The following is a 24914-nucleotide window of genomic DNA, read 5'->3' on the forward strand; positions in this document are numbered from 1 at the left end:
GGGTTTGCGGGGACGCCGTAAACCCGTCCCTGGGGGCTTGGCCGCGGCATCCATGCCGCGGACACCCCGCAAACCCACAGTCCCCCGCCTTCGACAGTTTCCCGGTGACGGAGGGGACAGACTTCGCAAAGCCGAGCCTGCTCGACTGGCAGCTCAGAAGCGATGGGAGTAACGGGGAAAGAAGAAAAGAAATGGCAGCGAGCGCGCGCAGCGCGCGACCCGCTTTTGATTTTGATTTTGTTCTTGCCTGCGGCCCGCGCGATGTATGGCGGACCGGGTGGGTGGGGCGTGCAGGACCGTTGGCGCCATGGATGGCGCCATCGAGCCCCCAGGGATGGGTTTACGGCGTGTCCTGCACGCCCCACCCACACGGCCCATCACGACCATCCATCAGTGCGAGCGCTTGCCGCAGAGGGGGCAGCGCCCGATGGAGTGGAATACCTCAGTACCGCTTGATCCCCGGCACGGTGCAGCCTTCCAGCTGCGCATGCGCCGACACCGCATTCTCCTTCTCGCCCCGCGCCAGGCGCGACTGCTCGATCGTCGCCCAGTGCCGGCGGCACAGCGGCCCGGTCTTCGAACCCAGATCCACCGCCTTGCGCGCGAACGTCTCCGCCTGTGCCCACTGGCCCTGCAGCAGTGCCAGCTCGGCACGTTCCTGCAAAACCGCCGGGTCGCCGGCCACGATCTCCAGCGCGTGGTCCAGGCTGCTGGCCGCGCCGGCCAGATCGTTTGCCCGGCGCTGCGCCTGTGCGGTCAACCGCAGGTCTTCCACCTGCGAATCACGCAGCGGCTGCACCGACAGTTCCTTGTCGTCCGGGCCTGCGGCTGCATCCACGGCAGCCAGGCGCTGCGCCGGCGTGGTGGTATCGACCGGCTTGACCACCGGCGGTGCACTGCTCACGCAGGCGGCCAGGGCCAGGCTGAGGCCGGTCAGGGCCAGGGGCTGCAGCAGGGATCGCATGTTCATCGGCATCATCGGCTCGGGGGAGGAGTGGCGGCGGGCGTCGCGGCAGGTTCGGCAGGCGCTTCCGGCTTGCGGTCCAGGCCGAACCAGCTGCGCCAGCCACCACCCTCGCCTTCGGCCTCGCCCTGCCCGTCCGGCGACACCGCCGGTGCACAGGGCGCATAGGCCGGCGCATAGCCGACCACGAACGGGAAGCGGCGCGCTCCCGGGCAGCCCTCGTCGGTCGTGTTGAGGCCGCTGGCGGCCACCGACTGCCAGTCCAGGCCCTTGTTGCTGACCCGCAGCGGCGCACTGGGAAGACGCTGGAAGATGCCCGACCAGACCCGCATCGCGCCGGTGGCACCGTACAGGCCGGCCTGCTCGTTCTGGTCGTTGCCGATCCAGATCACCGCCAGGTGATCCCCGGTGTAACCGGCGTACCAGCTGTCACGACCATCGTTGGTGGTACCGGTCTTGCCGGCCGGCTGCAGGCGGCTGAGGCCATCGGCGTTGAGCCGCTGCGCGGTGCCGCTGGCAACCACCTGCTGCAGGCCGACACTGATCAGGTTGGCGGCAATCGAATCGCCTTCCTGGGCCGGTGCCGGGGTCTTGTCGTAACGCTTGAGCAGCTTGCCCTGCGGATCGAGCACGCCACGCACCGCATGCAATGGCTGGATTTCGCCACCGGACGCGAGGAACTGGTACAGCTGTGCCATCGCGTATGGGCTCTGGTCGGTCGAACCGAGGATCACCGCCGGATTCGCTTCGGCCTTGATGCCGGCCAGCACGTGGATCAGCTGGGTCACACGCTCGGGGCCGACCTGCATGCCCACGCGCACCGTGGCCTGGTTGTAGGAATGCGCCAGCGCGTCGATCAGGCGCACAGTGCCGTGGCTGCGGTTGTCCGCGTTGCCCGGGCTCCAGTTGCGGCCACGGCCGAGCTGCACCGTCACCGGCGAATCGTCGACCCAGCTGGCCAGCGAGTAGCGGTCCGGCTGCGCCAGCGCCAGCAGGTACACGAACGGCTTCAACAGCGAGCCGACCGGGCGCTGTGCTTCGATCGCTCGATTGAACCCCACCTCGGACACTTCACGGCTGCCGATCACCGCCAGCACGTCACCGTTGTGCACGTCGGTCAGCACCATGCCGGCCTGCAGTTCGGGACGGCGCTTGCTTTCCAGCGACTTGATGGTGCGGGTCACCGCGCCTTCGGCATAGGCCTGCGCAGACGGCGACATGCCGGTCATCACGCTCAGGCCGGCGCCCTGCAGCGCCGATTCCGGATAGTCATGGCCGAGCTGGCGGCGAACCAGGTCCACATAGGCCGGGAAGCGGTTGGCCGCCACCAGGCCCGGCGTCTTGGGCACGCCCAGCGGCGCCTTCAGTGCACGCTGGTACTCGGCATCGTCGATCAGCGTCGCCTCATGCAGCTTGCCCAGCACGAAATTACGGCGATCCAGCGCGCGTTCCGGGTTGCGCCGCGGATCGTAGTAGGACGGGCCCTTGACCAGGCCGATCAGCAGCGCGATCTGCTCGGTTTCCAGCGATTGCAGGTCACGGCCGAACCAGAACTCGGCGCCGGAAGACATGCCGTGGATGGCCTGGCTGCCGCGCTGGCCCAGGTACACCTGGTTGAGATAGGCCTCGAAGATGGTGCGCTTGTCGTAGCGCGCCTCCATGATCAGCGCGTACAGCACTTCGTTGAATTTGCGGGTGACCGTCTGTTCCTTGCCGATCCCGAGCAGGCCGCTGCGGGCCAGCTGCTGGGTCAGCGTGGACGCCCCCTGGCGGCTCTGGCCACCGGAACGGACCGTCACCCACACCGCGCGCGCGATGCCGGACAGATCGATGCCGTGGTGACGGTTGAAGTCCTTGTCCTCCACCGCCTGCAGGCCGGTCACCAGCAGGTCCGGCGCCTCGTCCATGCGGATCAGGCGGCGTTCTTCCTGCTTCTGCCCGTACAGGGTGGCAATACGTGCCGGGTCCAGGCGCGCAGCCTTCAGCGCCTTGCGGTTGTCGGCATCACGCAGCGACGCGACCGCACCGTCTGCCAGCGACAGTTCCAGCCGACGCGGTGCGACGCGGCCATCCACATCGTTGTAGCCACGGCTGGAAATGACAAAGCGCCCGCCGTTCACCGCATAGGTCGCCGGCTCCTTGCCCTGCCCGTCATCGCGGTAGGCGGATGCGGCGAGTTCGGTCTTCAGGGTCGCTGCGTCCATCGCCTTGCCGGGGGTGAGCACCAGCGGCCGCGCATATACCCGGGTCGGGATCTGCCAGCGCAGTTCACCGAAGCGCTGGGTCACCTGTTGGTTCAGGTACAGCGTATAAGGGATCAGGAAGCCCAATCCCAACGCGACCGCAGCCATGCTCCAGGTGATCAGGCGACGCCGCCACAGCGGGCTGTCGTCCTGCTGGTCGTCGTCGAAATCGTCGATGTCGTCGGAATCGTAGCGTCGGGGCACGGGCATGCAGGCAGGTAGGGTCTGGCGAGTCTAACGCAGGCGCCGCGGTGGCTGGCAGGCGATGGCCCGCGGTTTCACTGCAGTTCAAGCAGCGCGCGGCGCCCGCCACCCGGCCCACGCACCCGCAAGCGCTGCCCAGCCCCCTTTCCAGCCGCCCCCCGCCAGGCAGACGTTGGCCAGGCGTGCGATCAACCGCGGCGCATCATGGGCGATCCAGCCTGCCGGCACATCCACGCGGCGATACAGCTGCAGTCGCGACCAGGCCATGCGCCAGGCGAGCGCGTGAAGTCCCTGGAAGCGCTCCGGCGCCACCACCACGCCGCGCTGCCCCAGCAGATCGGCCAGGGCCAGCAGGCGCCCGGCCGTGCGCTGGCGCGCCTGTGAATCGAACAGATCGAGATGCCGCAGGCGTTGCAGGAAACCGCGGCGACTGGCACCGATCTGGTTGTTGCCATGCTGCCGGTAGTCGATGGTCGGTTCGGCCAGCATGTCCAATCCTCCACGCAGCGATGCGTGGACCGCCAGCCATTCGTCGTGGCTCCAGCCCGGCGGGACCGGCAGCGATCCGGCCAGCAGCCCGCGGCGCAGCGCGCAGGTGGCACCGGTGATGAAGTTGCGCAGCAGGATCGCGTCGATCGCAAGGCCCGAGCGTTCCAGCTCGACCTCGGCCGGATGGACCACCAGTACCTCCAGCAGCCGCTGGCCAAGCGGCGCACCCTGCGCGTCCACCAGGCATGCGTCGCTGTGCAGCAGCAACAGGGCCGGGTCTGCCTGGAAGCGTTGAACATAGCGGCGGACACGCCCCGGATGCCAGACATCATCCTGGTCGCACAGGAACAGGATGTCGGCCTGGCAACGCATCAGTGCATCGGCGAAATTGCGCACATAGCCGAGATTGCGCGCGTGCTGGACGATCTCGACACGGATGCCCAGCGCCTTTGCACGCGGCACGAAGGCCTGCAGCAGCTGCAGCGTCTGGTCGCTGGAACCGTCATCGCCGATCATGACTTCGTTCACCGGAAGATCCTGGTCGAGGATGCTGTCCAGCTGCGCCTGCAGGTAGCGCGCACCGTTGTAGGTGCACAGCGCGACGCCAATGCGCTCGGCAGGGGCCGATCGGGATGGCGCGTCAGGCATCGAACGTACTCGCGGAAACAAGGGCCGGGGGATGGTAGCAGAGCCCCCAGAGAGGATGGATACGATGGCTGGCTAGCCGTTGCCGGGATACGCAGCGATCCGCTGCACGGCCTGGGTCGAGCTCATCGGTCGCCACGTGTCCGCGTCGGGCTGGAACGGCCGCGGATGTATGTCCAGCAGCGCCTGCAGCTGGCCATTGTCCGCAATCAGATCCTGCTGCAGGCGTGACACCGGACCACGCGCCCGCGGCAGCAACGCGGCCAGGCCCCGCAGTGCCGCGCCCGGCAACGGCAGCGCCAATGTCGGCTGTGCCAGGCTGGCGTGCACGCGGCGGAACATCGCGTGATAGGGCAGGCGCTCGCCACCGCCGATTTCCAGCACCCGTGCCGACGCTGCACCGGTGGCGATGCAGGTCACCACGGCGCGGGCGATATCGTCGGCATGCACCGGTTGGCGCAGGCCTCCCACCAGCGGAATCGGAAACAGGCGCAGACGCAGCGCACGCTGCACGATCGGGGTGATGCTGCGGTCGATGCCGGCCCCATAGATCAGGGTCGGCCGCAGGATCGTCCAGCCCATGCCAAGACGCTCGGCCTGCGCGATCAGGCCCGCTTCGCCCCGCTGCAGCATCGCCACGACGTCCTGCTCGTCGGCCTGCTCGGAATTCTGCTTGCTCAGCACGCTCATCGAACTGGTGGCGATGACCTGCCGCGCGGGGGCCGCCGTCTGCCGCGACAACCACTGCGCCAATGCTTCAAGGGGGCCGAAGCTGGCAATCGCCTGCCAGTCCGGAGACGGCACGCTGTCCAGCGCAGCCGCCAGGTCCCCGCAAAGCCACTGCACGCCGTCCTGTGCCGGTTGCGGTTGCCGGCTCACCGCCTGTACCCGTCCATGCGCCTGCACCAGGCGCGGCAGCAGGAACCGGCCGATCTGGCTGGTGGCTCCGGAAACAAGGACGGTCATCGGCACTCCGTGGGGATGTTGCGAGGGGTGGCTACTATAGCGGTCCCTCCGGCAGCGGCGGGCTCAGGGCGACGACACCCCGATGTCGCGCAGGCGCTGCCGCAACTGCTGGTACTCGCTGCTGGAAGTGCCGACGCCAAGCTCGCCCGCCTGCTGGAGCGCACGTTCGGCAAAGGCGACATCTCCGTTGCCCAATCGTTCGCTGCCAATCGCAATCCAACGCTGCGCGAGGCGCTGGCGGGCCGCAGGCAGGCCGCCAGCGGTGGGAGACAACGTCTGCCAGGCCTGCAGGCAGGCACCTGCAGCCTGCACCCGGTTCTGCCGGAGGTTGTCGTCGAAACAACGGCGACTGGCAGGCAGCAGGCGCGCGGCCGCGGCCTTCACCCGTGAATCGCGCGGTGCCAGCGCCTGTGCTTCGCGAAGGGCATCGAATGCGCTGTGCCCCGGCGGGCTGATCCATTGGCCTGCGCGCTCGGCGCGTTCGATCCGGCGCAGGTGATCGCGCAGCTCGCGTTCACGCTGCGCGTTGCTCACTGCGGGCTGCTGCAGTGCCTCCCGGGCCTGCCGTGCACGCTGCAGGCGCTGCACCAGTTGCTGTCGTGCCGCCTGCGAAGCGCCCAGTGCTTCGGCCAGCACGGCATCACGCTGCGCCGCCTCGAACTGGAAATCGTCGGCCTGGATCTGGCTTCGCGCCAGCACCGCCTGCAGCACCTGCTCGCGGCCCCGCTGGGCAGTGGGATCGTCCGGCGCCACCGCCAGCACGGCCAGGAACCCCTTTGCGGCACGTTCCAGCTGCTGTCGCTGAAGTGCGAGCTGTGCCTGCCGCAAGCGCTCGTCGACCGCCCGTGCCAGGGCCTCCTGGCTGGCGGGAAGATCGGCGTGGCCTGCATCGAACAGGCGCGCGCGCTGCAACGTCGCAGCGGCTTCAGCCAGTTCCCCGCGTCCGGCCAGCGCGCGCGCATGCTGCAGCAGATCGCTCAGTGCATCCTCGCGCCCCTCCAGAGCGGGCAGGTTGTCCGGCTGCAGTGCCAGGATGCGCTGGAACAGCGGCAACGCACTGCTGTCGCCATCGTCCAGCCGGCCGGCCGCGAACGCATTGCGGGCCTGGGCCAGCAACGCGCCGATACCGGCGCCGGCGCTACGCCGCGCCTGCAGTTGACGGGCCACGGCGTCGGCGTCGCCCTGCGGCACCTGCAGCTCGCGGGCCAGCGCCAGTGACTGCGCGCTGCCCTCCAGATCGTCGCCCTGCAGCTTGTCGCGGGCCTGCTGCAGTGCTGCCGCGGCGGTTCGTGCAAGGCCCTGGCGCGCCTGCGGCCGATCGCCATCCAGTGCCAGCACCGCCTGGTAGCGCTCCCGCGCACCACTGCCGTCGGCCGCACTCAGCCGGCCGGCGGCGAGCGCGCGATCGCCTTCGACCAGCAGCTGTTCGATCTGCGGCTCGTCCCAGAACCAGTCGGCCAGCGGCTTGCGCAGCAGCACCAGCAGCACGAACACCGCCAGCGCCGCGACCAGCGCCCATCGCCAGACCCGCCGCGCATGACGTGCCTGCAGCCACCACCAGCGGCCTTCGCGGCGGACGCGATCCAGCGCAGGGTGTTCAGCGCCATGCGGGCGATGCGGGGGCTCGCGTTCCATGCGTGCAGGGTAGCCGGGGCGGCGTGAAGCTCAGCCGAGGCGACGCGCCTCGCTCACGCCCGGCAGCGCGTCCAGCTTGCCCAGCAGGTTCGACAACTGGTCGTAGTCGCTGACCTTCAGCCTCAGGCGCAGATGGGCACGGCCACTGTTGCGCACGTTGTCACTGTGGATGTCGAGCACGTAGGCGTCTTCCTGGGCGATCAGGTTGGTGATGTCCTTCAGCAGCCAGCGGCGGTCGACCGCATCGACCACCACGTCCACCTCGTAGCCGCCCCCGGCCTGGCCCCATTCCACCGGCAGGATGCGCTGCGGGCTGGTGGCCGCCAGCCGGGCCAGCGCGGCACAGTCTGCCCGGTGCACGGTGACACCGCGGCTACGGGTGAGGTAGCCGATGATCGGTTCGCCGGCCACCGGCTGGCAGCAGCGCGCCAGCTGCACCAGCAGATTGCCCACGCCCTGCACCGTGAACTTGGACTTGCCCAGGTTCTCGCGGCGGGCGGTCGGGCGCGGAAGCGCCGGCACAGGGGCCGGCTGGCTGGCCGCGCGCTCTGCCTCCAGCAGCGTACGGCTGACCTGGTTCGGGCCGGTGTCGCCCAGCGCCACCTGGATGTAGAGGTCGTCAACGCTGTCGGCATGGAACTTCTTCGCCGCCACCGCCAGATCCGAATGCTGCAGCCCCAGGCGCTTCAGCTCGCGCTCGAGCAGTTCGCGCCCGGCCTGCACGTTGCGCGCGCGGTCCAGCTTGTGGAACCAGCTGCGCACCTTTTCGCGCGAGCGGTTGCTGGCCAGGAAGCCCAGCGCGGGCATCAGCCAGTCGCGGCGGGGGTCGGCCTCCTTGCCGGTGAGGATCTCGACACGGTCGCCGCTGCGCAGGCGATAGGTCAGCGGCACGATGCGGCCATTGACCTTGGCGCCACGGCAGCGGTGGCCCACCATCGTATGTACCTGGTAGGCGAAATCCAGCGGCGTGGCCCCCTGGGGCAGGTCCAGCACCTCGTCCTTCGGGCTGAGCGCATAGACCCGGTCCTCGGTCAGCTCGGCGTCGAGTGCCCCGGCCAGTTCATTGCCCTGCCCGTCCTGCGCCTGCTCCAGCAGCTGGCGCATCCAGGTGATCTTGCGATCGAACGACTTTTCCGCGCCCTTGCCGCCTTCCTTGTACTTCCAGTGCGCGGCCACGCCCAGCTCGGCCTGGGAATGCATCTCGTGGGTGCGGATCTGCACTTCGATCGTGCGCCCTTCCGGGCCGACCACGGCGGTGTGCAGCGAACGGTAGTCGTTGGCCTTCGGGCGTGCGATGTAATCGTCGAACTCGCTCGGCACCGGGGCCCACAGCGCATGCACCACACCCAGCGCGGCGTAGCAGGCGGCGACGTCGTCGACCATCACCCGCACCGCGCGGATGTCGTACAGCTGGTCGAACGCCAGCCGCTTCTTCTGCATCTTCCGCCAGATGCTGTAGATGTGCTTGGGGCGGCCACTCACTTCGGCATGGATGCCCTGTGCGGCCAGCTCGCGCGACAGCTGCTTCTTCACGTTCTGCACGTAGCGCTCGCGCGCCACGCGGGTTTCGTCCACTTCGCGCGCGATGCGGCGGTAGGTTTCCGGCTCCAGGTGGCGGAACGCCAGGTCCTCCAGCTCCCACTTCAGCTGCCAGATGCCCAATCGGTTGGCCAGCGGCGCGTGGATGTCGCGGGTCAGCTGCGCCAGCGCCCGCCGCTGCTCGTCGTCCAGCTTGTCGGCAGCGCGCATTCTCGCCAGCTGCCGGGCCAGCAGGATTGGCACCACGCGCAGGTCGCGGATGATCGCCAGCAGCAGGCGGCGCAGGCCCTCGCTGTTGCGCCCGGCCTCGCGGCCAGCATGCAGCGCCCAGACCGGATCGGCGGCGTCCTGGCCGTCGAGCAGGCCGATCACCGCCGCCTTGTGGTTGCCCAGCGGCAGCTGGTCCAGGCTGGCGCGCAGGCCGGGCAGGTCGAACAACAGCGCGGCAACCACCGCGCCTTCGTCGGCCGAGAGCGTCGACAGTGCATCGAGGGTATCGCCCAGCACCGACCAGCTGGCGCGCATCTGGTGGTCGCACTCCGGTGCTTCCCAGTGTTCGCGCAGGGCCTGGCGCAGCGGAGCGGGCAGCACCGCGGCGGAGGGACGGTTCAACAAGGCATCCAGGCCGGGGACAGAAGCGCGGTTCACAGCATCGAGCAGGCAAGACAGAGGTTCCTACACTAGCGCCGGCGCCGTTCAGGGACAATCACCGCAGCCACCATCACCCGGCATGAAGACATGCCGCTACACTCGCCGGCAAACCCAGGAGAGTTCCGCCATGCCCTCGATCGCCCCACGTTTCCGTCCACGGCTGCTGGCCTGCGCCGCACTGCTGCTGTCCCTGTCGGCGCCTGCGCTGGCCCAGCGCGTGGTGGACGGTGACCTGCAGCAGCAGATGTCGCCGACCGAATTCAAGGCGGCCGGCCTGGACAAGCTGAGCGCGCAGGAACTGGCCACGCTCAACCGCTGGCTGCAGGGCAAGGTTGAAGCGGCGACGACCCAGGCTGTGGCAGCGGTACGCGAAGAAGCCCGCGAACAGGGCCGCCAGGAAGTGATCGTGAAGAACCGCGGGTTCTTCGATTTCGGCAGCAGCGAGCCGATCACCGGTGTGCTGCAGGGCGAGTTCCGTGGCTTCGGCAAGGGCCGCGTCTACGTGCTGGACAATGGCCAGGAATGGGAGCAGACCGACAGCACCAGCGTGGTCGGCGTGCGCAAGCAATCGCCCAAGGTCAGCATCAAGCCCGGCGTGATGGGCGTGTGGTACATGAAGGTGGAAGGCGTGAACAGCCAGCCCAAGGTGCGCCGCTCCAAGTAGTGGATCCACGCCACGCGTGGATGACATTCCACCGTACCCCGCCGGTCATCGTCCGGCGGGGTCGGGTCGGGGGTTACGAGGCCTGGCGCAGTGCCGTCACCCGCTGCGCCAGCTTCTTCGCCGAAATGCCGGTACGTGCCCCCAGCTCCTGCGCGAACAGTGACACCCGCAGCTCTTCCAGATCCCAGCGCAGCGCCTGCCATTGCGGGCGATCGCGCAGGCCCTGCTGCTCTGCCGTTTCCAGCGCTTCCAGGAACGGATGCAGTTCCAGCATGCGTGCCTGGTCACGTGGCGGATCACGCTTGGCGCGTTCGGTGCGCAGGATCATGGCCTTCAGGTAGCGCGGATACTGCGCCAGCGCGTCGGCCGGCGTATCGCGCAGGAAACCGGGGTGGATCAGCCCGGACAGCTGCGCTTCCATGTCGTCCAGGTTGCCGCGCGCCCAACCCATCAACGGTGCTTCCAGCATCGGCTTCAGTTCCGCCACCAGCGCCAGGATGGTTGCGGCCAGTTTCAGCCGCGACATGGCCTCGCCGAACAGGGCCTTGGCCGCGTGCTCACGGCGCTGTTCGAAGGCCGCCGCATCGCGGATGTCTTCCAGGCCCTCCGCCAACACCGCGTTCATCGCCGCATCCACCAGGTCACCACGCAGGCGCTCCTGCGACTCGATCGCCGCATACAACAGGCCGGTCTTGGCGCCCACCGGCAGCTGCTTGCGCGCCTGCTTGACCTTCTCGGCCAGGGCGATCTCCAGCAGCCGGCGCACGCCCAGCGGGTGAGCCTCCTGTGCCTGCTGCCGATCGGCGAAGATGCGCAGCGCCACGCTGTCACCCTCGTCCAGCAATGCCGGATAGGCCGGAACGCCGGCTTCACCGGGCACCTGCAGCGGTATCGGCGTGGCCGGGAACGTGCGCAGGCCATCGGCCGCCATCTCGCGGCCAGCGCGTGCAGCGAAGGCGTCGCCGGCACGACCGCCGAATTTCGCGCGCAGTGCGTCCAGATCACGCGAAGTGGCCAGCACCTTGCCCTGCTCGTCGCGCAGCCGCAGGTTCATGTGCAGATGCGGCTCGATCGAACCGGGCTCGAAATCGAGCGCGGTCACGGTGGCACCGGTTGCACGTGACAGGAAACGCGCCAGTTCGCCGGTGATGGCATCGGCGCTGGGCTGCGGAAACGCCTCGTAGAACGCGCGGCCGAAGTCCGGCGCCGGCACGTAGTTGCGGCGCATTGCCTTGGGCAGGCTGCGGATCAGTGCCGAGGCCTTGTCGGCGACGAAGCCCGGCGCCAGCCAGCCCAGCTGCACCGGGTCCAATGCATTGAGCAGGTGCAGCGGCACGTCCAGGGTCACGCCGTCATCGTCGGCACCCGGCTCGAAGCGGTAGTGCAGCGGCAACCGCGCCTGGCCCAGCGCCAGGTATTTCGGGTAGCGCTCCTGCTCACTGCCGTCGCCGGGCAGCAAGTCTGCGAGCGACCAATGCAGCGCCTTGCGCTGTTCCGGTGCCAGTCCCTTCCACCAGGTATCCAGCCCCGCCGCCGAATGGATCTGCGGCGGTACCCGGTCCAGGTACCAGCGCGCCTGCCAGTCCTCGTCGGCAACAATGCCGGCGCGGCGCAGCTTGGCTTCCTCCTCGCGGGCGACCTCCAGCACTTTCTGGTTGTCGGCCACGAAACTGGCGCGGGTGTTGATCTCGCCGGTCACCAATGCCTGGCGCACGAAGATGTCATGTGCCTCGCCCGGCTCGATGCGGCCGTAATGCACCGGCTTCTTCGGCGCCAGCACCAGGCCGAACAGGCTGATCTGCTCGGACGCCAGCACCTGTCCCTGTGCGCGCGACCAGTGCGGATCGAAGTGCTTGCGCAACAGCAGGTGCGGCAGCTCGGCAATCACCCAGTCCGGTTCGATCGCGGCCAGGGTCATGCCCCACACCTTCTGCGTATCCAGCAGGTTGGCCACCAGCAGCCACGGCGGCGGCCGCTTGGACAGCGCCGAACCCGGGAACGGCAGGAAGCGGCGCTGGCGTGGCGCCTGGAAATCGCCCTTCTCGGTGCGGTGGCCGATCTGCGTCGGCAGGCCCGCCACCAGCGCCCGGTGCAGGGTCTGGTAGGCGGCGGCGCGCACGCGTTCGCTGAAACCGCCGCCAACCGGCGCCTGTTCCTTCTGCGCGCGCACGGCCACCGGCGCCGGTGCGGCCTCGGCCTTGCCTTCGCGGGCCAGGCGCGCGGCGCGGTGCAGCTGGCCCCGGGTGGCTTTCACCGCCGCCGCGTCGTCACGCGCCGGTGCCGGCGCACTGCTGCCGGCCAGCAACGGCGCCATCGACGCCTCGCTGGCCTCCTCCTTCCAGCCCAGTTCCTCGCACAGCAGCCGCAGCTGGCGATGCAGCTCGCGCCACTCGCGCATGCGCAGGAAGCCGAGGAAATGACGTCCGCACCAGTCGCGCAGCTTGGACTGCGTCAGGTCTTCATGGGCCTGCCGGTAGGCATCCCACAGGCGCAGCACGCCAACGAACTCGGAGCGGCCATCGGCGAACTGCGCGTGCGCGCTGTCGGCCGCACCACGCGCTTCGGGTGGGCGTTCGCGCGGGTCCTGGATGCCCAGGAACGAGGCGATCACCAGCATCGGCCGCAGGCAGCCTGCGGCCTGCGCGGCCACCAGCATGCGCGCAAGCTTCACGTCCACCGGCAGGCGTGCCATCTGCTTGCCGATGGTGGTCATGCGCCGCTCGGCGTCGATCGCGCCCAGTTCGGTCAGCTGCTGCCAGCCATCGGCTACCGCGCGCTCGTCCGGCGCTTCCAGGAACGGGAAATCCTCGATGCGGCCCAGGCCCAGCTGCAGCATGCGCAGGATCACCCCGGCCAGGCTGGAGCGGCGGATTTCCGGATCGGTGAATTCGGGCCGCGCCTGGAAATCGGCTTCGGCGTACAGGCGGTAACAGATACCTTCGGCGATACGTCCGCAGCGACCTTTGCGCTGGTTGGCGCTGGCCTGCGAGATCGGCTCGATGTGCAGGCGGTCCAGCTTGTTGCGCGGGCTGTAGCGCTTGACGCGGGCGAAACCCGGATCGACCACGTAACGGATGCGCGGCACCGTCAGCGAGGTTTCGGCCACGTTGGTGGCCAGCACGATGCGCCGGTTCGGCCCGGGGTTGAACACCCGGTCCTGGTCCTGGTTGGACAGCCGCGCGTACAGCGGCAGCACCTCGGTATTACGGTACTTGCGCCGTTCCAGCGACTGGTGCGCATCGCGGATCTCGCGCTCGCCCGGCAGGAAGATCAGCACGTCGCCGCGCGCATCCAGGCGGGTGATCTCGTCAATGGCCGACACGATGGCGTCGTTGACGGTGCGTTCGCCCTGGTCTTCGCCCTCGCCTTCCAGCGCGCGGTAGCGCACTTCCACCGGATAGGTACGGCCTTCGACGCTGATCACCGGCGCATTGTCGAAATGCTGGGCGAAGCGTTCGGTGTCGATGGTGGCCGAGGTGACGATCAGCTTCAGGTCCGGCCGCTTGCGCAGCAGCTGCTTCAGGTAGCCCAGCAGGAAATCGATGTTGAGGCTGCGTTCGTGCGCCTCGTCGACGATGATCGTGTCGTAGTTCGACAGCCAGCGGTCACTGGCGATCTCCGCCAGCAGGATGCCGTCGGTCATGAACTTGATGCGGCTGTCTTCGCTGACCTTGTCATTGAAGCGCACCTGGTAGCCGACCAGCTGGCCCAGTTCACTCTGCAGTTCCTGTGCCACGCGGCTGGCCACCGCACGTGCGGCAATCCGTCGCGGCTGGGTGCAGCCGATCATGCCGGCCTGGCCACGGCCGGCGGCCAGGCACAGTTTCGGCAGCTGGGTGGTCTTGCCCGAGCCGGTTTCACCGGCGATCACCACCACCTGATGTTCGCGGATCATCCCGATGATGGCGTCGGCTTCACGCGCAATCGGCAGCTGCGGGTCCAGAGTAATGGACGGCTGCTGTTGCGCCCGGACCTGCCGGCGCTGCACCGACGCCTGCAAGGCCTGCTCGAAGGTGGCGGCCAGTGCCGCATCCTGTGGCTTGGCCTGGCAACGCGAGAGCATCCCCAGCAAACGGCCCCGGTCGCGGCTCATGGCGCCGTCGATGGCGGCACGCTGTTGGCGCAGGCGGGGCGATGGATTTTTATCGATAGAGTTCATCAATCGGTTCGTTCAAAACTTTGAAAGCGACCAGTCATCACGACCGGTTTATTGTGAAGGCCAACGATTCCACAAGGAGGAACCCCATGGCGAAGACCAAGAGCACGACCAAGGCCAAGACCGGCAAGCAGAAGCTTGCTGCGGCGGCACCGTCGGCACCGAACATCGATATCGGGATCACCCAGGGCGACCGCAAGAAGATCGCCGACGGTCTGTCGCGCTTCCAGGCCGATGCGTTCACGCTCTACCTGAAGACGCACAACTTCCACTGGAACGTGACCGGGTCGATGTTCAACTCGCTGCACACCATGTTCGAGACGCAGTACACCGAGCAGTGGGCGGCACTGGACGACGTGGCCGAGCGCATCCGCGCGCTGGGCTTCAATGCCCCGGGCTCCTACCGGGAATTCGCTGCGCTGACCTCGATCGCCGAGGAACCGGGCCTGACCGACAGTGCGGACTGGCGTGAAATGGTACGCCAGTTGGTGGTCGCCAACGAAGCGGTCTGCCGTACGGCACGTGAAGTGCTGGAGGTGGCGGCCAAGGGGGACGACGCCCCGACCGAGGATCTGATGACCCAGCGGCTGCAGACACACGAGAAGTACGCCTGGATGCTGCGTTCTCTGCTCCAGTAAGAGTTGGGGGGCTCGGCAGGGCTGCGCCCTGCACCCGCCGAGGCAACGGCAACGTCAACAGCTGGCTATCTGTGGGCTGGCGGGGTGGGTCCGGTGGCAGGGGACGCCGTAAACCCGTCCTTGGGGGCTTGGCCGCGGCATCCATGCCGCGGACACCCCTGCCACCGGACCCACCCCGCCTTCGACAGATTTTCGCGATCTGCCGGCAAAGCCATTGGGGTCGGATCCGTTTTCCGTCGGAAAACGGATCCGACCCCATTTTGTTTGTCGATATCTGACAGATTTCATCCACGCATGGCGTGGATGGATCCACCGTCACCGGGAAACTGTCGGGGGTGGGGCTGTGTGGGCTTGCAGGACCGTTGGCGCCATGGATGGCGCCATCGAGCCCCCAGGGACGGGTTTACGGCGTGTCCTGCAAGCCCACACCGCCCCGCCCAGCCAGAAGACACCCCAGAGCCGGCTGTTGCCTTTGACGTTGCTCTGGCTTGTAGCAGGTGCAGGGCGCAGCCCTGCCGCCGCCTCCGGGAGGTAAACTAGCCGGATGGCTTCCCGTCCCGCGCACGACCTGCTCCAACGCGTCTTTGGTTACGACGATTTCCGTGGTCCGCAGCAGGACATCGTGGAGCATGTGGCTGCCGGTCATGATGCCCTGGTACTGATGCCCACCGGCGGTGGCAAGTCGCTGTGCTACCAGGTCCCGGCCCTGCTGCGTGACGGATGTGGCATCGTCATCTCGCCGCTGATCGCGCTGATGCAGGACCAGGTCGAAGCCCTGCGCCAGCTCGGCGTGCGTGCCGAGTACCTGAATTCAACCCTGGATGCCGAGACCGCCGGCCGCGTCGAGCGCGAACTGCTCGCGGGTGAGCTGGACATGCTCTATGTCGCTCCCGAGCGGCTGCTGACCGGCCGCTTCCTGTCGCTGTTGTCGCGCAGCCAGATCGCCCTGTTCGCCATCGACGAAGCCCACTGCGTGTCGCAGTGGGGCCACGACTTCCGCCCGGAATACCGCCAGCTGACCGTACTGCACGAGCGCTGGCCGCAGATTCCGCGGATCGCGCTCACCGCCACCGCCGACCCGCCGACCCAGCGCGAGATCGCCGAGCGCCTGGATCTGCAGGAAGCACGCCACTTCGTCAGCTCCTTCGACCGCCCCAACATCCGCTACACCGTGGTGCAGAAGGACAACGCACGCAAGCAGCTGACCGATTTCCTGCGCGGCCACCGTGGCGAGGCCGGCATCGTCTACTGCATGTCGCGGCGCAAGGTCGAGGAGACCGCTGAATTCCTCTGCGGCCAGGGTTTCAACGCCCTGCCCTACCACGCCGGCCTGCCGCCGGAAGTGCGCGCGAACAACCAGCGCCGCTTCCTGCGCGAGGACGGCATCGTCATGTGCGCCACCATCGCCTTTGGCATGGGCATCGACAAGCCGGACGTGCGCTTCGTGGCGCATACCGACCTGCCCAAGTCGATGGAAGGCTACTACCAGGAAACCGGCCGCGCTGGTCGTGATGGCGAAGCTGCCGAGGCCTGGCTGTGCTACGGCCTGGGCGACGTGGTACTGCTCAAGCAGATGATCGAACAATCCGAGGCCGGCGAAGAACGCAAGCAGCTGGAGCGGGGCAAGCTCGATCACCTGCTGGGCTACTGCGAATCCATGCAGTGCCGCCGCCAGGTGCTGCTGGCCGGTTTCGGCGAGACCTATCCCCAGCCGTGCGGCAACTGCGACAACTGCCTGACGCCGCCGGCCTCGTGGGACGCGACCATTCCGGCGCAGAAGGCGCTGAGCTGTGTCTACCGCACTGGCCAGCGCTTCGGCGTCGGCCACCTGATCGACGTCCTGCGTGGCAGCGAGAACGAGAAGGTGAAGCAGCAGGGCCACGACAAGCTCAGCACCTACGCCATCGGCCGCGATCTGGATGCGCGCACCTGGCGCAGCGTGTTCCGCCAGCTGGTCGCCGCCAGCCTGCTGGAAGTGGACAGCGAGGGCCACGGTGGCCTGCGTTTGACCGATGCCAGCCGTGACGTGTTGACCGGCCGCCGCCAGATCAGCATGCGCCGCGATCCAGCCAGCAGCACCAGCGGACGCGAGCGCAGCGCGCAGCGCACCGGGTTGTCGGTACTGCCGCAGGACCTGGCCCTGTTCAACGCCCTGCGCGGCCTGCGTGCCGAACTGGCGCGCGAACAGAACGTGCCGGCCTTCGTGATCTTCCACGACAGCACCCTGCGCAACATCGCCGAGCAGCGCCCGACCAGCCTGGATGAACTGGCCCGGGTCGGCGGCATCGGCGGCACCAAGCTGAGCCGCTACGGCCCGCGCCTGGTCGAGATCGTGCGCGAAGAAGGCTGACGCCGCGCTCCCTGTAGCACCGAGCCCACGCTCGGCTGCCGTGGCCGCAGAAGCAGCCGAGCGCGGGTTCGGCTCTACATTGGTGCAGGTCCAACCTTGAACCGGCCATTCAGCCGGAAGTGCATCCACGGCCGCTTGCGGCTAGATTAGCGCCATGTCCCTCGCCTCGACCCTGCTCCGTGTCGTGCTCATGCTCAGCCTGCTGCTCAACGGGCTGAACGCGGCCATGGCCAGCGGTCACGAGGAAATGGGCCGGATGGCCCACACGGCAGCCGCCCTTGAAGGCGGCAATGCCGACTGTCACCACCACGCCGGCATGCAGGCCGACCAGGCCCCGCAGACCAAGGCCCCCGCCCACGACGCCCACTGCCAGATCAAGGACTGCGTGCGCAGCTGCGCCCAGCACCCGCTGCTGGTGGTGCAGGCGTTGCCGTTCATGGCCGGCCCGGCGTTGTCGCTGGCCCCGCAGCCGATGCCGGCCACCGGCCGTCCGGCGCCGCCGCTGCCACCGATCTCCCGCCCTCCCATCGGCTGATTCCACACGCACCGTGCGCCCTGCGCACCGTAGCCGGCCGCCTGCCGGCGTCTTTCCGTGTCTGGAGTCTCCACCATGAATACCCGCAATCCCCCCGGTCCGGGCGCTGTGCCCATGCCGTCGCGCCGCCTGTTCGTGCAGGGCCTGGCCGCCGGTGGCGTGGTCGCCGGCATCGCCGCTGTCGGCGTGCCGCAGCGCGCGCTCGCCGCCGCCACTGCCGCCCCACGGCTGGCCGGTGCCCCCGCCGTGCTCAGCGATACCCGCATCGAACTGGCCATCGGCGAATCGCTGGCCAATTTCACCGGCCGCACCCGCCCGGCGATCACCGTCAACGGCTCGTTGCCGGCCCCGATCCTGCGCTGGCGCGAAGGCCAGACCGTGGACCTGTTCGTGCGCAACACGCTGGAACGCCACCCGACCTCCATCCACTGGCACGGCATCCTGCTGCCGGCCAACATGGACGGCGTGCCGGGCCTGAGCTTCAACGGCATCGGCCCCGGCGAGACCTACCACTACCACTTCCAGCTGAAGCAGTCGGGCACCTACTGGTACCACAGCCACTCGATGTTCCAGGAACAGGCCGGCCTGTACGGCGCGCTGATCATCGACCCGGCCGAACCGGCGCCGTACCACCACGACCGCGAGCACGTGATCATGCTGTCCGACTGGACCGACATGGACCCGGGCGCGCTGTTCCGGCGCATGAAGAAGCTGGCCGAGCACGACAACTACTACAAGCGCACCCTGCCCGACTTCCTGCGCGACGCGAAACGCGACGGTTGGTCCGCGGCGCTGTCCGACCGTGGCATGTGGGGCCGGATACGGATGACGCCCACCGATATCTCCGATATCAACGCGCATACCTACACCTACCTGATGAACGGCACCGCCCCGGCCGGCAACTGGACCGGCCTGTTCCGCAGTGGCGAAAAGGTGCTGCTGCGCTTCATCAACGGCGGGTCGATGACCTACTTCGACGTGCGCATCCCCGGTTTGAAGATGACCGTGGTGGCCGCTGACGGCCAGTACATCCACCCGGTCAGCATCGACGAATTCCGCATCGCTCCCGCCGAAACCTACGACGTGCTGGTCGAACCCACCGGCCAGGATGCGTTCACCATTTTCTGCCAGGACATGGGTCGCACCGGCTACGCCGCCGGCACGCTGGCGGTACGCCACGGGCTGCAGGCACCGATTCCCGCGCGCGACCCACGCCCGTTGCTGACGATGAGCGACATGGGGCACGACATGGGCAGTGGTGGCCATGGTGGCCACGACATGGCCGCGATGAAGAGCACGGAAGGTAGCTGCGGCGCCAGCATGGGCCACGGTGCGCACGGCGGCGGTGCCGCCAGCAAGGTACCGAAGCATCCGGCCAGCGAGCGCAACAACCCGCTGGTGGACATGCAGAGTTCGGCCACCGAGCCGAAGCTGGACGACCCTGGCATCGGCCTGCGCGACAACGGCCGCCAGGTGCTGACCTACGGCGCGATGCGCAGCCTGTTCGAAGACCCGGATGGCCGCGAGCCGAGCCGCGAGATCGAGCTGCACCTGACCGGCCACATGGAGAAATTCTCGTGGTCGTTCGATGGCGTCCCGTTCGCCAGCGCCGAGCCGCTGCGGCTGAACTACGGCGAGCGCATGCGCATCGTGCTGGTCAACGACACCATGATGCAGCACCCGATCCACCTGCACGGCGTGTGGAGCGATCTGGAAAACGCGCAAGGTGAGTTCCAGGTCCGCAAGCACACCATCGACATGCCGCCGGGCACCCGCCGCAGCTATCGCGTGCGCGCCGATGCACTCGGCCGCTGGGCCTACCACTGCCATCTGCTGTACCACATGGAAGCAGGCATGATGCGCGAAGTGAGGATCGAAGAATGAGCCGCTCACTTCTTTCCCCCAGCCTGCTGGCCCTGGGCCTCGCGGCCGCGTTGCCGGTGTTCGCGCAGTCGCACGCCGGCCATGACATGGGCGCGATGAACGTGCCTGCGAAGAGCGCGAAGACCCCGGCCGAACCGGTCGATCATTCAAAGATGGATCATTCGGAGATGGACATGGGTGCGGCGGATCACGCCGGCATGGACCACTCCACGATGGACCACTCCACGATGGACCACTCGAAGATGGACCATGGCGCGATGCAGCCAGCGGCGATGGACCATTCGCAGATGGACCACGGGGCGATGGGCCACGGCACGCCTGCACCCACCGAACCGCGCGAACCGATCCCGGTCCCGACCGATGCCGACCGCGCCGCCGCCTTCCCGCCGATCGCGCATGGCGCGATGGAACACGCGCCGGAGATCAACAGCCTGCTGCTGATCGACCGGCTTGAGCATTGGGATGGCAAGAGCAGCAACGGCCAGGCATGGGAAGCCACCGGCTGGGTCGGCGGCAACATCAACCGCCTGTGGCTGCGCACCGATGGCGAACGCAGCCGCGGCCGCACCGAATCGTCGTCACTGGAAGCACTGTATGGCCGCAGCGTGTCGCCGTGGTGGGATGTGCTGGTCGGCGTGCGCCAGGACTTCCGCCCGTCCGACTCGCGCACATGGGCGGCCATCGGCATCCAGGGTCTGGCGCCGTACAAGTTCGAAAGCTCGGCCACGCTGTACATGGGCTCCGGCGGCCAGGTGCTGGCCAAGGCCGAGGTCGAGTACGACGTGCTGCTGACCAACCGATTGATCCTGCAGCCGCTGCTGGAAGCTACCGTTGCGGCCAAGGACGAGCAGGAGTACGGCATCGGCCGTGGCCTGAACAAGGTAGAGGCCGGCCTGCGCCTGCGCTACGAGTTCAGCCGTCGCTTCGCGCCCTACATCGGCATCAGTCACGAACGCAGTTTTGGCGACACCGCCGACTATGCCGGTGACCACGCGCGCGACACGCGCTGGGTGGCCGGCGTGCGCATGTGGTTCTGAGCAGCGGATCGTGAGCAATGGCCAGCCCCGGCAGCCGCCGGGGCCGGCTACACTGCGCCACGTTCCAATGCAGGCACCGCCATGTCGTTGCAGATCCGCCGCGCCACCCTTGCCGATGTCGATGCGCTGTCGGCGATCGCCATCGCCACGTACAACGAAACCTGGGGCGATTCCTATCCGCCGCAGGAGCTGCACGATTTCCTGCAGGCGCACTACAGCAGCGAACCGCAGCGCATCGAACTGTCCGACCCACGCAGTGCCATCTGGCTGTTGCTGGACGGTGACGCCGTGGTCGGCTACCTGGCCGCGGGTGCCAACACCTTGCCGCACACGGATGCATGCGAGGGTGACATCGAACTGAAGCGGTTCTACATCCTGGCCGCACACCAGAACGGCGGACATGGTGCACGCATGATGGACGCGTTCATGGAGTGGCTGGACCAGCCGCAGCGCCGCACCCTGTGGGTGGGCGTGTGGGAAGAGAATTTCGGCGCGCAGCGCTTCTACGCGCGCTATGGCTGCAGCAAGGTTGGCGAGTACGACTTCATCGTGGGCGATACCCACGACCGCGAGTTCATCCTGCGTCGGCCGTGATCACGCGCCCCATGTAGAGTGAAGCTTGCTCGACTGTTAGCGCCAAACGTCGAGCATGGCTCGACGCTACAAACTAGAAATCGAACAACTCCGACAGGAAGCTGTCCTTCTTCTTTTTCCTGTAGCCGTGTCCGCGGTTGTCCTCGTAGCGCTGGCCGAGGTGGCGGGTGTCACGATGCATCACCGGCGGCGGCGCGGGCGCCGGCTGAGCCTGCACGGGCGCAGGCGGCGACACGGCCGCACCGGAACCCGCGCGCTCGATGATCTTGTCCAGCTCGCCACGATCCAGCCACACACCGCGGCAACTCGGGCAGTAATCAATCTCGATGCCATGGCGTTCGGCCATCTGCAGCGTCTGGGTCTTGCACACGGGGCACAGCATCGGCATTGCTCCTGTCGGTCTGGTTTCGACTGTACCTGCACCGCGATGACTGTGCGGCAACGCATGACCGATGGCACAGGGACTTCCGGCGTGTGCCCACATGCGTACCGCGGGGCACACTGCGCCCTTGTTCCGCAGGGAATGCGTACATGACCGTGTTGTCCCGCCTGCCCACCACCGCACGCATGTTGCTGGTGCTGCTGGGCGTCGGCCTTGGCCTGAACCTGCGCGATATCGCCGCGGCCATCGGCACACCGATTCCCGCACTGCCCTTCCCCTATGGCGGCAGCCTGTTGGACAACGCGCTGGCGGCACTGGCGGCACTGCTGCTGGCCGCGCTGCTGCGGCCCCGTGACATGGGCCTGATGGCCAGCCTGGGGCTGCGCGGCAACGGCTGGAGCGGCCCCATGTGGGTGCTGCTGGCCAGCCTGCCGTGCTGGCTGGGCCTGGCGCTGCTCGGAACACCGAACAGGGCACTGAATGCACTGGATGCCGCCATGCTGGCGGTGCTGTTCCCGCTGGCCGAGGAAGTGCTCTTCCGCGGCCTGGGCTTCGTGCTGCTGGTGAAGATCGTGCGCGGCCCCTGGCCATGGCTTGCACTGCCGCAGGCGCTGTTGTTCGGCATGGTGCACTGGCTCGGCTTCGGCGGGTTCGACGGTGGCGGCATCGCGCTGTTCGTCGGCGCGGTGATCGCCGTGGGCGGCTTCATCTTCGCCTGGCTCGACCACCTTGACGGCAACACGCTCTGGTGCGGCCTGGTCCTGCATGTTTCGATGAACCTGGCCTGGAATGTGTTCAGCCTCGATGACGCCCTCGCATTGGGCTGGCAGGCCACCAGCCTGCGCATCGGCACCGCCCTGCTCGCGGTCGCGGTGCTGGCCTGGCACGTGCGGCTTCGGCGCCAAAGAAGCCTGTAACGCCCGCTTAGCTTGCCGTGCACGTCGGGATCACTACCGGCTTGCGCATACTTGCGCGCCTTTTCACCGTTGCTGTCCGGAGTTGTCGCGTCATGTTGCTGTCCAAGCGCCACGTTGAACCCCGCGTCCTGCTCATCGAGGACGCCGAGGAAACCCGCGAACTGAGCCGGCTGGCGCTGGAAAGCCAGGCCTGCCACGTAGTGGGCGTGAGCTCTGCCGAAGCGGCGCTGGGCCTGCTGGCCGCCGGTGAGCGTTTCGACCTGCTGTTCACCGACGTGAATCTGGGCGCGATCAGTGGCATTGAAGCCGCCAACCGGGTCCGTGGCCTGTATCCCCAGCTGCCGATCCTGGTGACGTCGGGCATGGACCAGCACCAGGTGCTGCCGCAGCTGCGCGACGGCATCCATTTCCTGCCCAAGCCGTACAACATGAGCGAGCTGCTCGACGCCATCCGGCTGTGCTTCCGGCACGCCGATGTGGGCGTGTTGACCAGGCCGGATGCACAAGCGGCCTGAGGCATTCATCAACCGCTGCTGTACGGTCCGGTACCCGGGAACACCTTCAGCAGTGCGCGGGTGATCATGTCCGGGTAGACGGTGAAGTGATCCTCGTCATCGATCACCATGTTCTCCACCTTCAACGATCGCCCGCTGCTGCGCAGCTGCTCGGCGAACTCGGCGTTGTGGCGCAGCATGTCGTTGCGGGTGAAGTAACGCGGTTCGGGCTTGACCGTTTCAAAGCTGCCCACCGACAGCACCACCGTGGTCGACTGCGCCGGCGCCTTGGCTTCGGCCTGCATGCGCGGCACCCGATGGTCGTCGAACCACAGCGATGGGCTGGACAGGATGTAGGTGCGGAACATGTCCGGGCGCGTGGTCAGCACATAGGCGCCGAACAGGCCACCATAGGAATGACCCGCATAGGCACGCCGCGCCGGATCGGTGCGGTAGCGCGCATCGATCATCGGCAGTACCTGCCCAGCGAGGAAATCGCGGTAGTGCGCCGCGCCGCCGTAGCTGACGTCATCGCTGTAATCACGCGGATCGGTACGCGCCGGGTCGCTGGGCGTGTAGTCGCGCGAGCGGCTCTGCTTGGAGGTCAGGCCTTCCTGCGGCGGCAGCCCGACCAGGATGAAATCCTCGATGTTGATGCCCTTCTGCCCGACCATGTCGCGCACGCTGCGCACCAGCGGGAAGCTGTACAGCGCATCGGTCACGTACAGCACCGGGTAGTGCTTTTCCGGATGCGCCGCATAGTCGGCCGGCAGCGCTACCCAGACCGGATAGTCGCGGCCGACCGGGTCGTGCATGCGCAGCGCTTCGGTGTCCGGCAGCACCACACCCGGCGTGGCAGTCGGCGCACTGTCCTTCGCTTCACTCTGCACTGCGGGCGGCGCGACCGACATCGCACAGCCACTCACGGCCAGGCAGGCCGCCACACTCCATCCACGCACACGCTGCATCCACACGCTCCCGTTGCGTGCGGCGCACCCGATGGCGCCGCTGCCGCATCGTTGCATGGTGCGCAACCCGCTGCCAGTGCGGTCAGGGCGAGGCCGGCGGCGGCGCCGGGAACAGCGTGCGCAGCGCCTGCAACGCGGCCGGATGATAGATGGTGGCGTGGGTTTCCTCCGGCAGCGGCAGGTACTTCACCAGCGGCGACGGCGACGCCTGCTGCAACAGCGTGGCCAACTGTGCGGCAGAGGCCGCCAGCTCCGGCTGACCACTGCTGGCCAGGAACACGCGCGGCTGCGCACGCGTCACCGCCGGCAGCTGTCTGGCCGCCCCGGCCAGCATTGCACCACGGTTCCACCACAGGCTGGGGTCCAGCGCGATATAGCTGTTGAACAGCGTAGGCTCCTGCAGCAGCGTCTCGACCACGAACAGGCCGGCCAGCGACTCGCCGATCAGCGCGCGCTCCTCGGTGGTCGGGTAACGCTGACGCACCTGCGGCATCAGTTCATCGCGCAGGAAGGTACGGTAGGCCGCCGAGCCGCCGATGCGCGGCGCGATCTTCTGGTCCTGCGGGTCCTTGCTGGGGCCGGTCATGTCGCGGCGGCGCTCGGTGTTCTCGATGCCAACCAGCAGGAACGGACGCATGCTGCCGTTGCCGCTGAGCACCTGCACCAGCCCGGCCACATGCAGGAAGTCCTCGCCGATGCCGCCGTCGGGCATGTAGAGCACCGGTAGCGGTGCCTTCGGGTCCAGCCCCCACGGCTGCGGGCGGTAGACGTTGATACGACGGGTCTCGCCCAGCGCCTTCGACTCGATGGTGAAGGTCTCGCCGATGACCAGCGGCGTGGCGGCGGCGGGCGACGCGGATTCGGCGGCCATCAGCGGCGCGGCGGAGACGACGGACAACAACAGCGACAGCATGATCAGACGCATGGGACGGCCCATCCTGGGAAAGATGCCGAGCATA

Annotated in this window: 19 protein-coding genes; 9 read left to right on the plus strand and 10 right to left on the minus strand. The window is 67.9% G+C overall.

Translation table 11 applies throughout. The features are described from left to right. Window positions 1-442: 442 nt before the first annotated feature. The 6 genes from CKW06_RS18285 to CKW06_RS18310 form a co-directional block, all read right to left on the minus strand. Window positions 443-979 carry a hypothetical protein gene (locus tag CKW06_RS18285; RefSeq protein ID WP_024958765.1) on the minus strand — a complete coding sequence of 179 codons (537 nt, stop codon included), beginning with the start codon at window positions 977-979 and terminating at the stop codon, window positions 443-445. Then, on the minus strand, window positions 976-3411 hold the full coding sequence (gene mrcB, locus CKW06_RS18290) for a penicillin-binding protein 1B (protein WP_024958764.1): 2436 nt from the start codon (window positions 3409-3411) through the stop codon (window positions 976-978). Before mrcB ends, CKW06_RS18285 begins: the two co-directional genes overlap by 4 nt. Window positions 3412-3495: 84 nt before the next feature. Next, window positions 3496-4548, minus strand: a complete 1053-nt coding sequence (locus tag CKW06_RS18295; protein ID WP_038645284.1) for a glycosyltransferase family 2 protein — start codon at window positions 4546-4548, stop codon at window positions 3496-3498. 72 nt (window positions 4549-4620) lie between these two features. Next, window positions 4621-5511, minus strand: coding sequence for an SDR family oxidoreductase (locus CKW06_RS18300; RefSeq protein WP_024956414.1), 891 nt, complete (start codon window positions 5509-5511; stop codon window positions 4621-4623). 63 nt (window positions 5512-5574) lie between these two features. After that, window positions 5575-7146 (minus strand): hypothetical protein, encoded by a 1572-nt coding sequence (locus CKW06_RS18305; protein ID WP_024956415.1) that lies wholly within the window; start codon window positions 7144-7146, stop codon window positions 5575-5577. A 30-nt stretch (window positions 7147-7176) separates the two neighbouring features. Beyond that, window positions 7177-9333, minus strand: coding sequence for a RelA/SpoT family protein (locus tag CKW06_RS18310; protein ID WP_024956416.1), 2157 nt, complete (start codon window positions 9331-9333; stop codon window positions 7177-7179). Window positions 9334-9463: 130 nt separating this feature from the next. On the opposite strand from CKW06_RS18310, the gene CKW06_RS18315 reads away from it, so the two are divergent. After that, window positions 9464-10000: a hypothetical protein gene (locus CKW06_RS18315; protein ID WP_005410728.1), complete on the plus strand. Its 537-nt coding sequence runs from the start codon at window positions 9464-9466 to the stop codon at window positions 9998-10000. A 73-nt stretch (window positions 10001-10073) separates the two neighbouring features. Here the strand turns inward: CKW06_RS18315 and hrpA are convergent, their stop codons facing one another. Then, window positions 10074-14159, minus strand: a complete 4086-nt coding sequence (hrpA, locus tag CKW06_RS18320; protein ID WP_024956417.1) for an ATP-dependent RNA helicase HrpA — start codon at window positions 14157-14159, stop codon at window positions 10074-10076. Window positions 14160-14245: 86 nt separating this feature from the next. Here hrpA and CKW06_RS18325 point away from each other — a divergent pair, with 86 nt between their 5' ends. The 6 genes from CKW06_RS18325 (at window position 14246) to CKW06_RS18350 (ending at window position 21194) form a co-directional block, all read left to right on the plus strand. Further along, window positions 14246-14794 carry a Dps family protein gene (locus CKW06_RS18325; RefSeq protein ID WP_005410730.1) on the plus strand — a complete coding sequence of 183 codons (549 nt, stop codon included), beginning with the start codon at window positions 14246-14248 and terminating at the stop codon, window positions 14792-14794. Between the two features lie 544 nt (window positions 14795-15338). After that, on the plus strand, window positions 15339-17144 hold the full coding sequence (gene recQ / locus CKW06_RS18330; protein ID WP_005410733.1) for a DNA helicase RecQ: 1806 nt from the start codon (window positions 15339-15341) through the stop codon (window positions 17142-17144). A 154-nt stretch (window positions 17145-17298) separates the two neighbouring features. Continuing rightward, window positions 17299-17679 (plus strand): CopL family metal-binding regulatory protein, encoded by a 381-nt coding sequence (locus tag CKW06_RS18335; RefSeq protein WP_005410734.1) that lies wholly within the window; start codon window positions 17299-17301, stop codon window positions 17677-17679. Between the two features lie 75 nt (window positions 17680-17754). Beyond that, window positions 17755-19563 carry a copper resistance system multicopper oxidase gene (locus CKW06_RS18340; protein WP_024958166.1) on the plus strand — a complete coding sequence of 603 codons (1809 nt, stop codon included), beginning with the start codon at window positions 17755-17757 and terminating at the stop codon, window positions 19561-19563. Then, window positions 19560-20600, plus strand: a complete 1041-nt coding sequence (locus tag CKW06_RS18345; RefSeq protein ID WP_024958167.1) for a copper resistance protein B — start codon at window positions 19560-19562, stop codon at window positions 20598-20600. The genes CKW06_RS18340 and CKW06_RS18345 overlap by 4 nt, the downstream gene beginning before the upstream one ends. 81 nt (window positions 20601-20681) lie before the next feature. Then, entirely contained in the window at window positions 20682-21194 is a 513-nt protein-coding gene (locus tag CKW06_RS18350) for a GNAT family N-acetyltransferase (RefSeq protein ID WP_024958168.1), read from the plus strand. Window positions 21195-21267: 73 nt separating this feature from the next. Here CKW06_RS18350 and CKW06_RS18355 read toward each other — a convergent pair whose 3' ends face one another. Continuing rightward, the gene (locus tag CKW06_RS18355; protein ID WP_024958169.1) at window positions 21268-21576 is read right to left on the minus strand and encodes a TFIIB-type zinc ribbon-containing protein; all 309 of its coding nucleotides are present in this window, start codon (window positions 21574-21576) and stop codon (window positions 21268-21270) included. 149 nt (window positions 21577-21725) lie between these two features. Here CKW06_RS18355 and CKW06_RS18360 point away from each other — a divergent pair, with 149 nt between their 5' ends. After that, window positions 21726-22493 carry a CPBP family intramembrane glutamic endopeptidase gene (locus CKW06_RS18360; protein ID WP_024958170.1) on the plus strand — a complete coding sequence of 256 codons (768 nt, stop codon included), beginning with the start codon at window positions 21726-21728 and terminating at the stop codon, window positions 22491-22493. Window positions 22494-22585: 92 nt separating this feature from the next. Beyond that, a complete protein-coding gene (locus tag CKW06_RS18365) occupies window positions 22586-23008 on the plus strand; it encodes a response regulator (protein WP_024958171.1) in 423 nt (140 codons plus the stop codon). An 8-nt stretch (window positions 23009-23016) separates the two neighbouring features. Here the strand turns inward: CKW06_RS18365 and CKW06_RS18370 are convergent, their stop codons facing one another. Continuing rightward, on the minus strand, window positions 23017-23955 hold the full coding sequence (locus CKW06_RS18370; RefSeq protein ID WP_024958172.1) for an alpha/beta hydrolase: 939 nt from the start codon (window positions 23953-23955) through the stop codon (window positions 23017-23019). An 82-nt stretch (window positions 23956-24037) separates the two neighbouring features. Next, window positions 24038-24880, minus strand: a complete 843-nt coding sequence (locus tag CKW06_RS18375; protein WP_024958173.1) for an alpha/beta hydrolase — start codon at window positions 24878-24880, stop codon at window positions 24038-24040. Window positions 24881-24914 lie beyond the last annotated feature (34 nt).

Source organism: Stenotrophomonas maltophilia, from assembly GCF_900186865.1.
GTDB classification, from domain to species: domain Bacteria; phylum Pseudomonadota; class Gammaproteobacteria; order Xanthomonadales; family Xanthomonadaceae; genus Stenotrophomonas; species Stenotrophomonas maltophilia.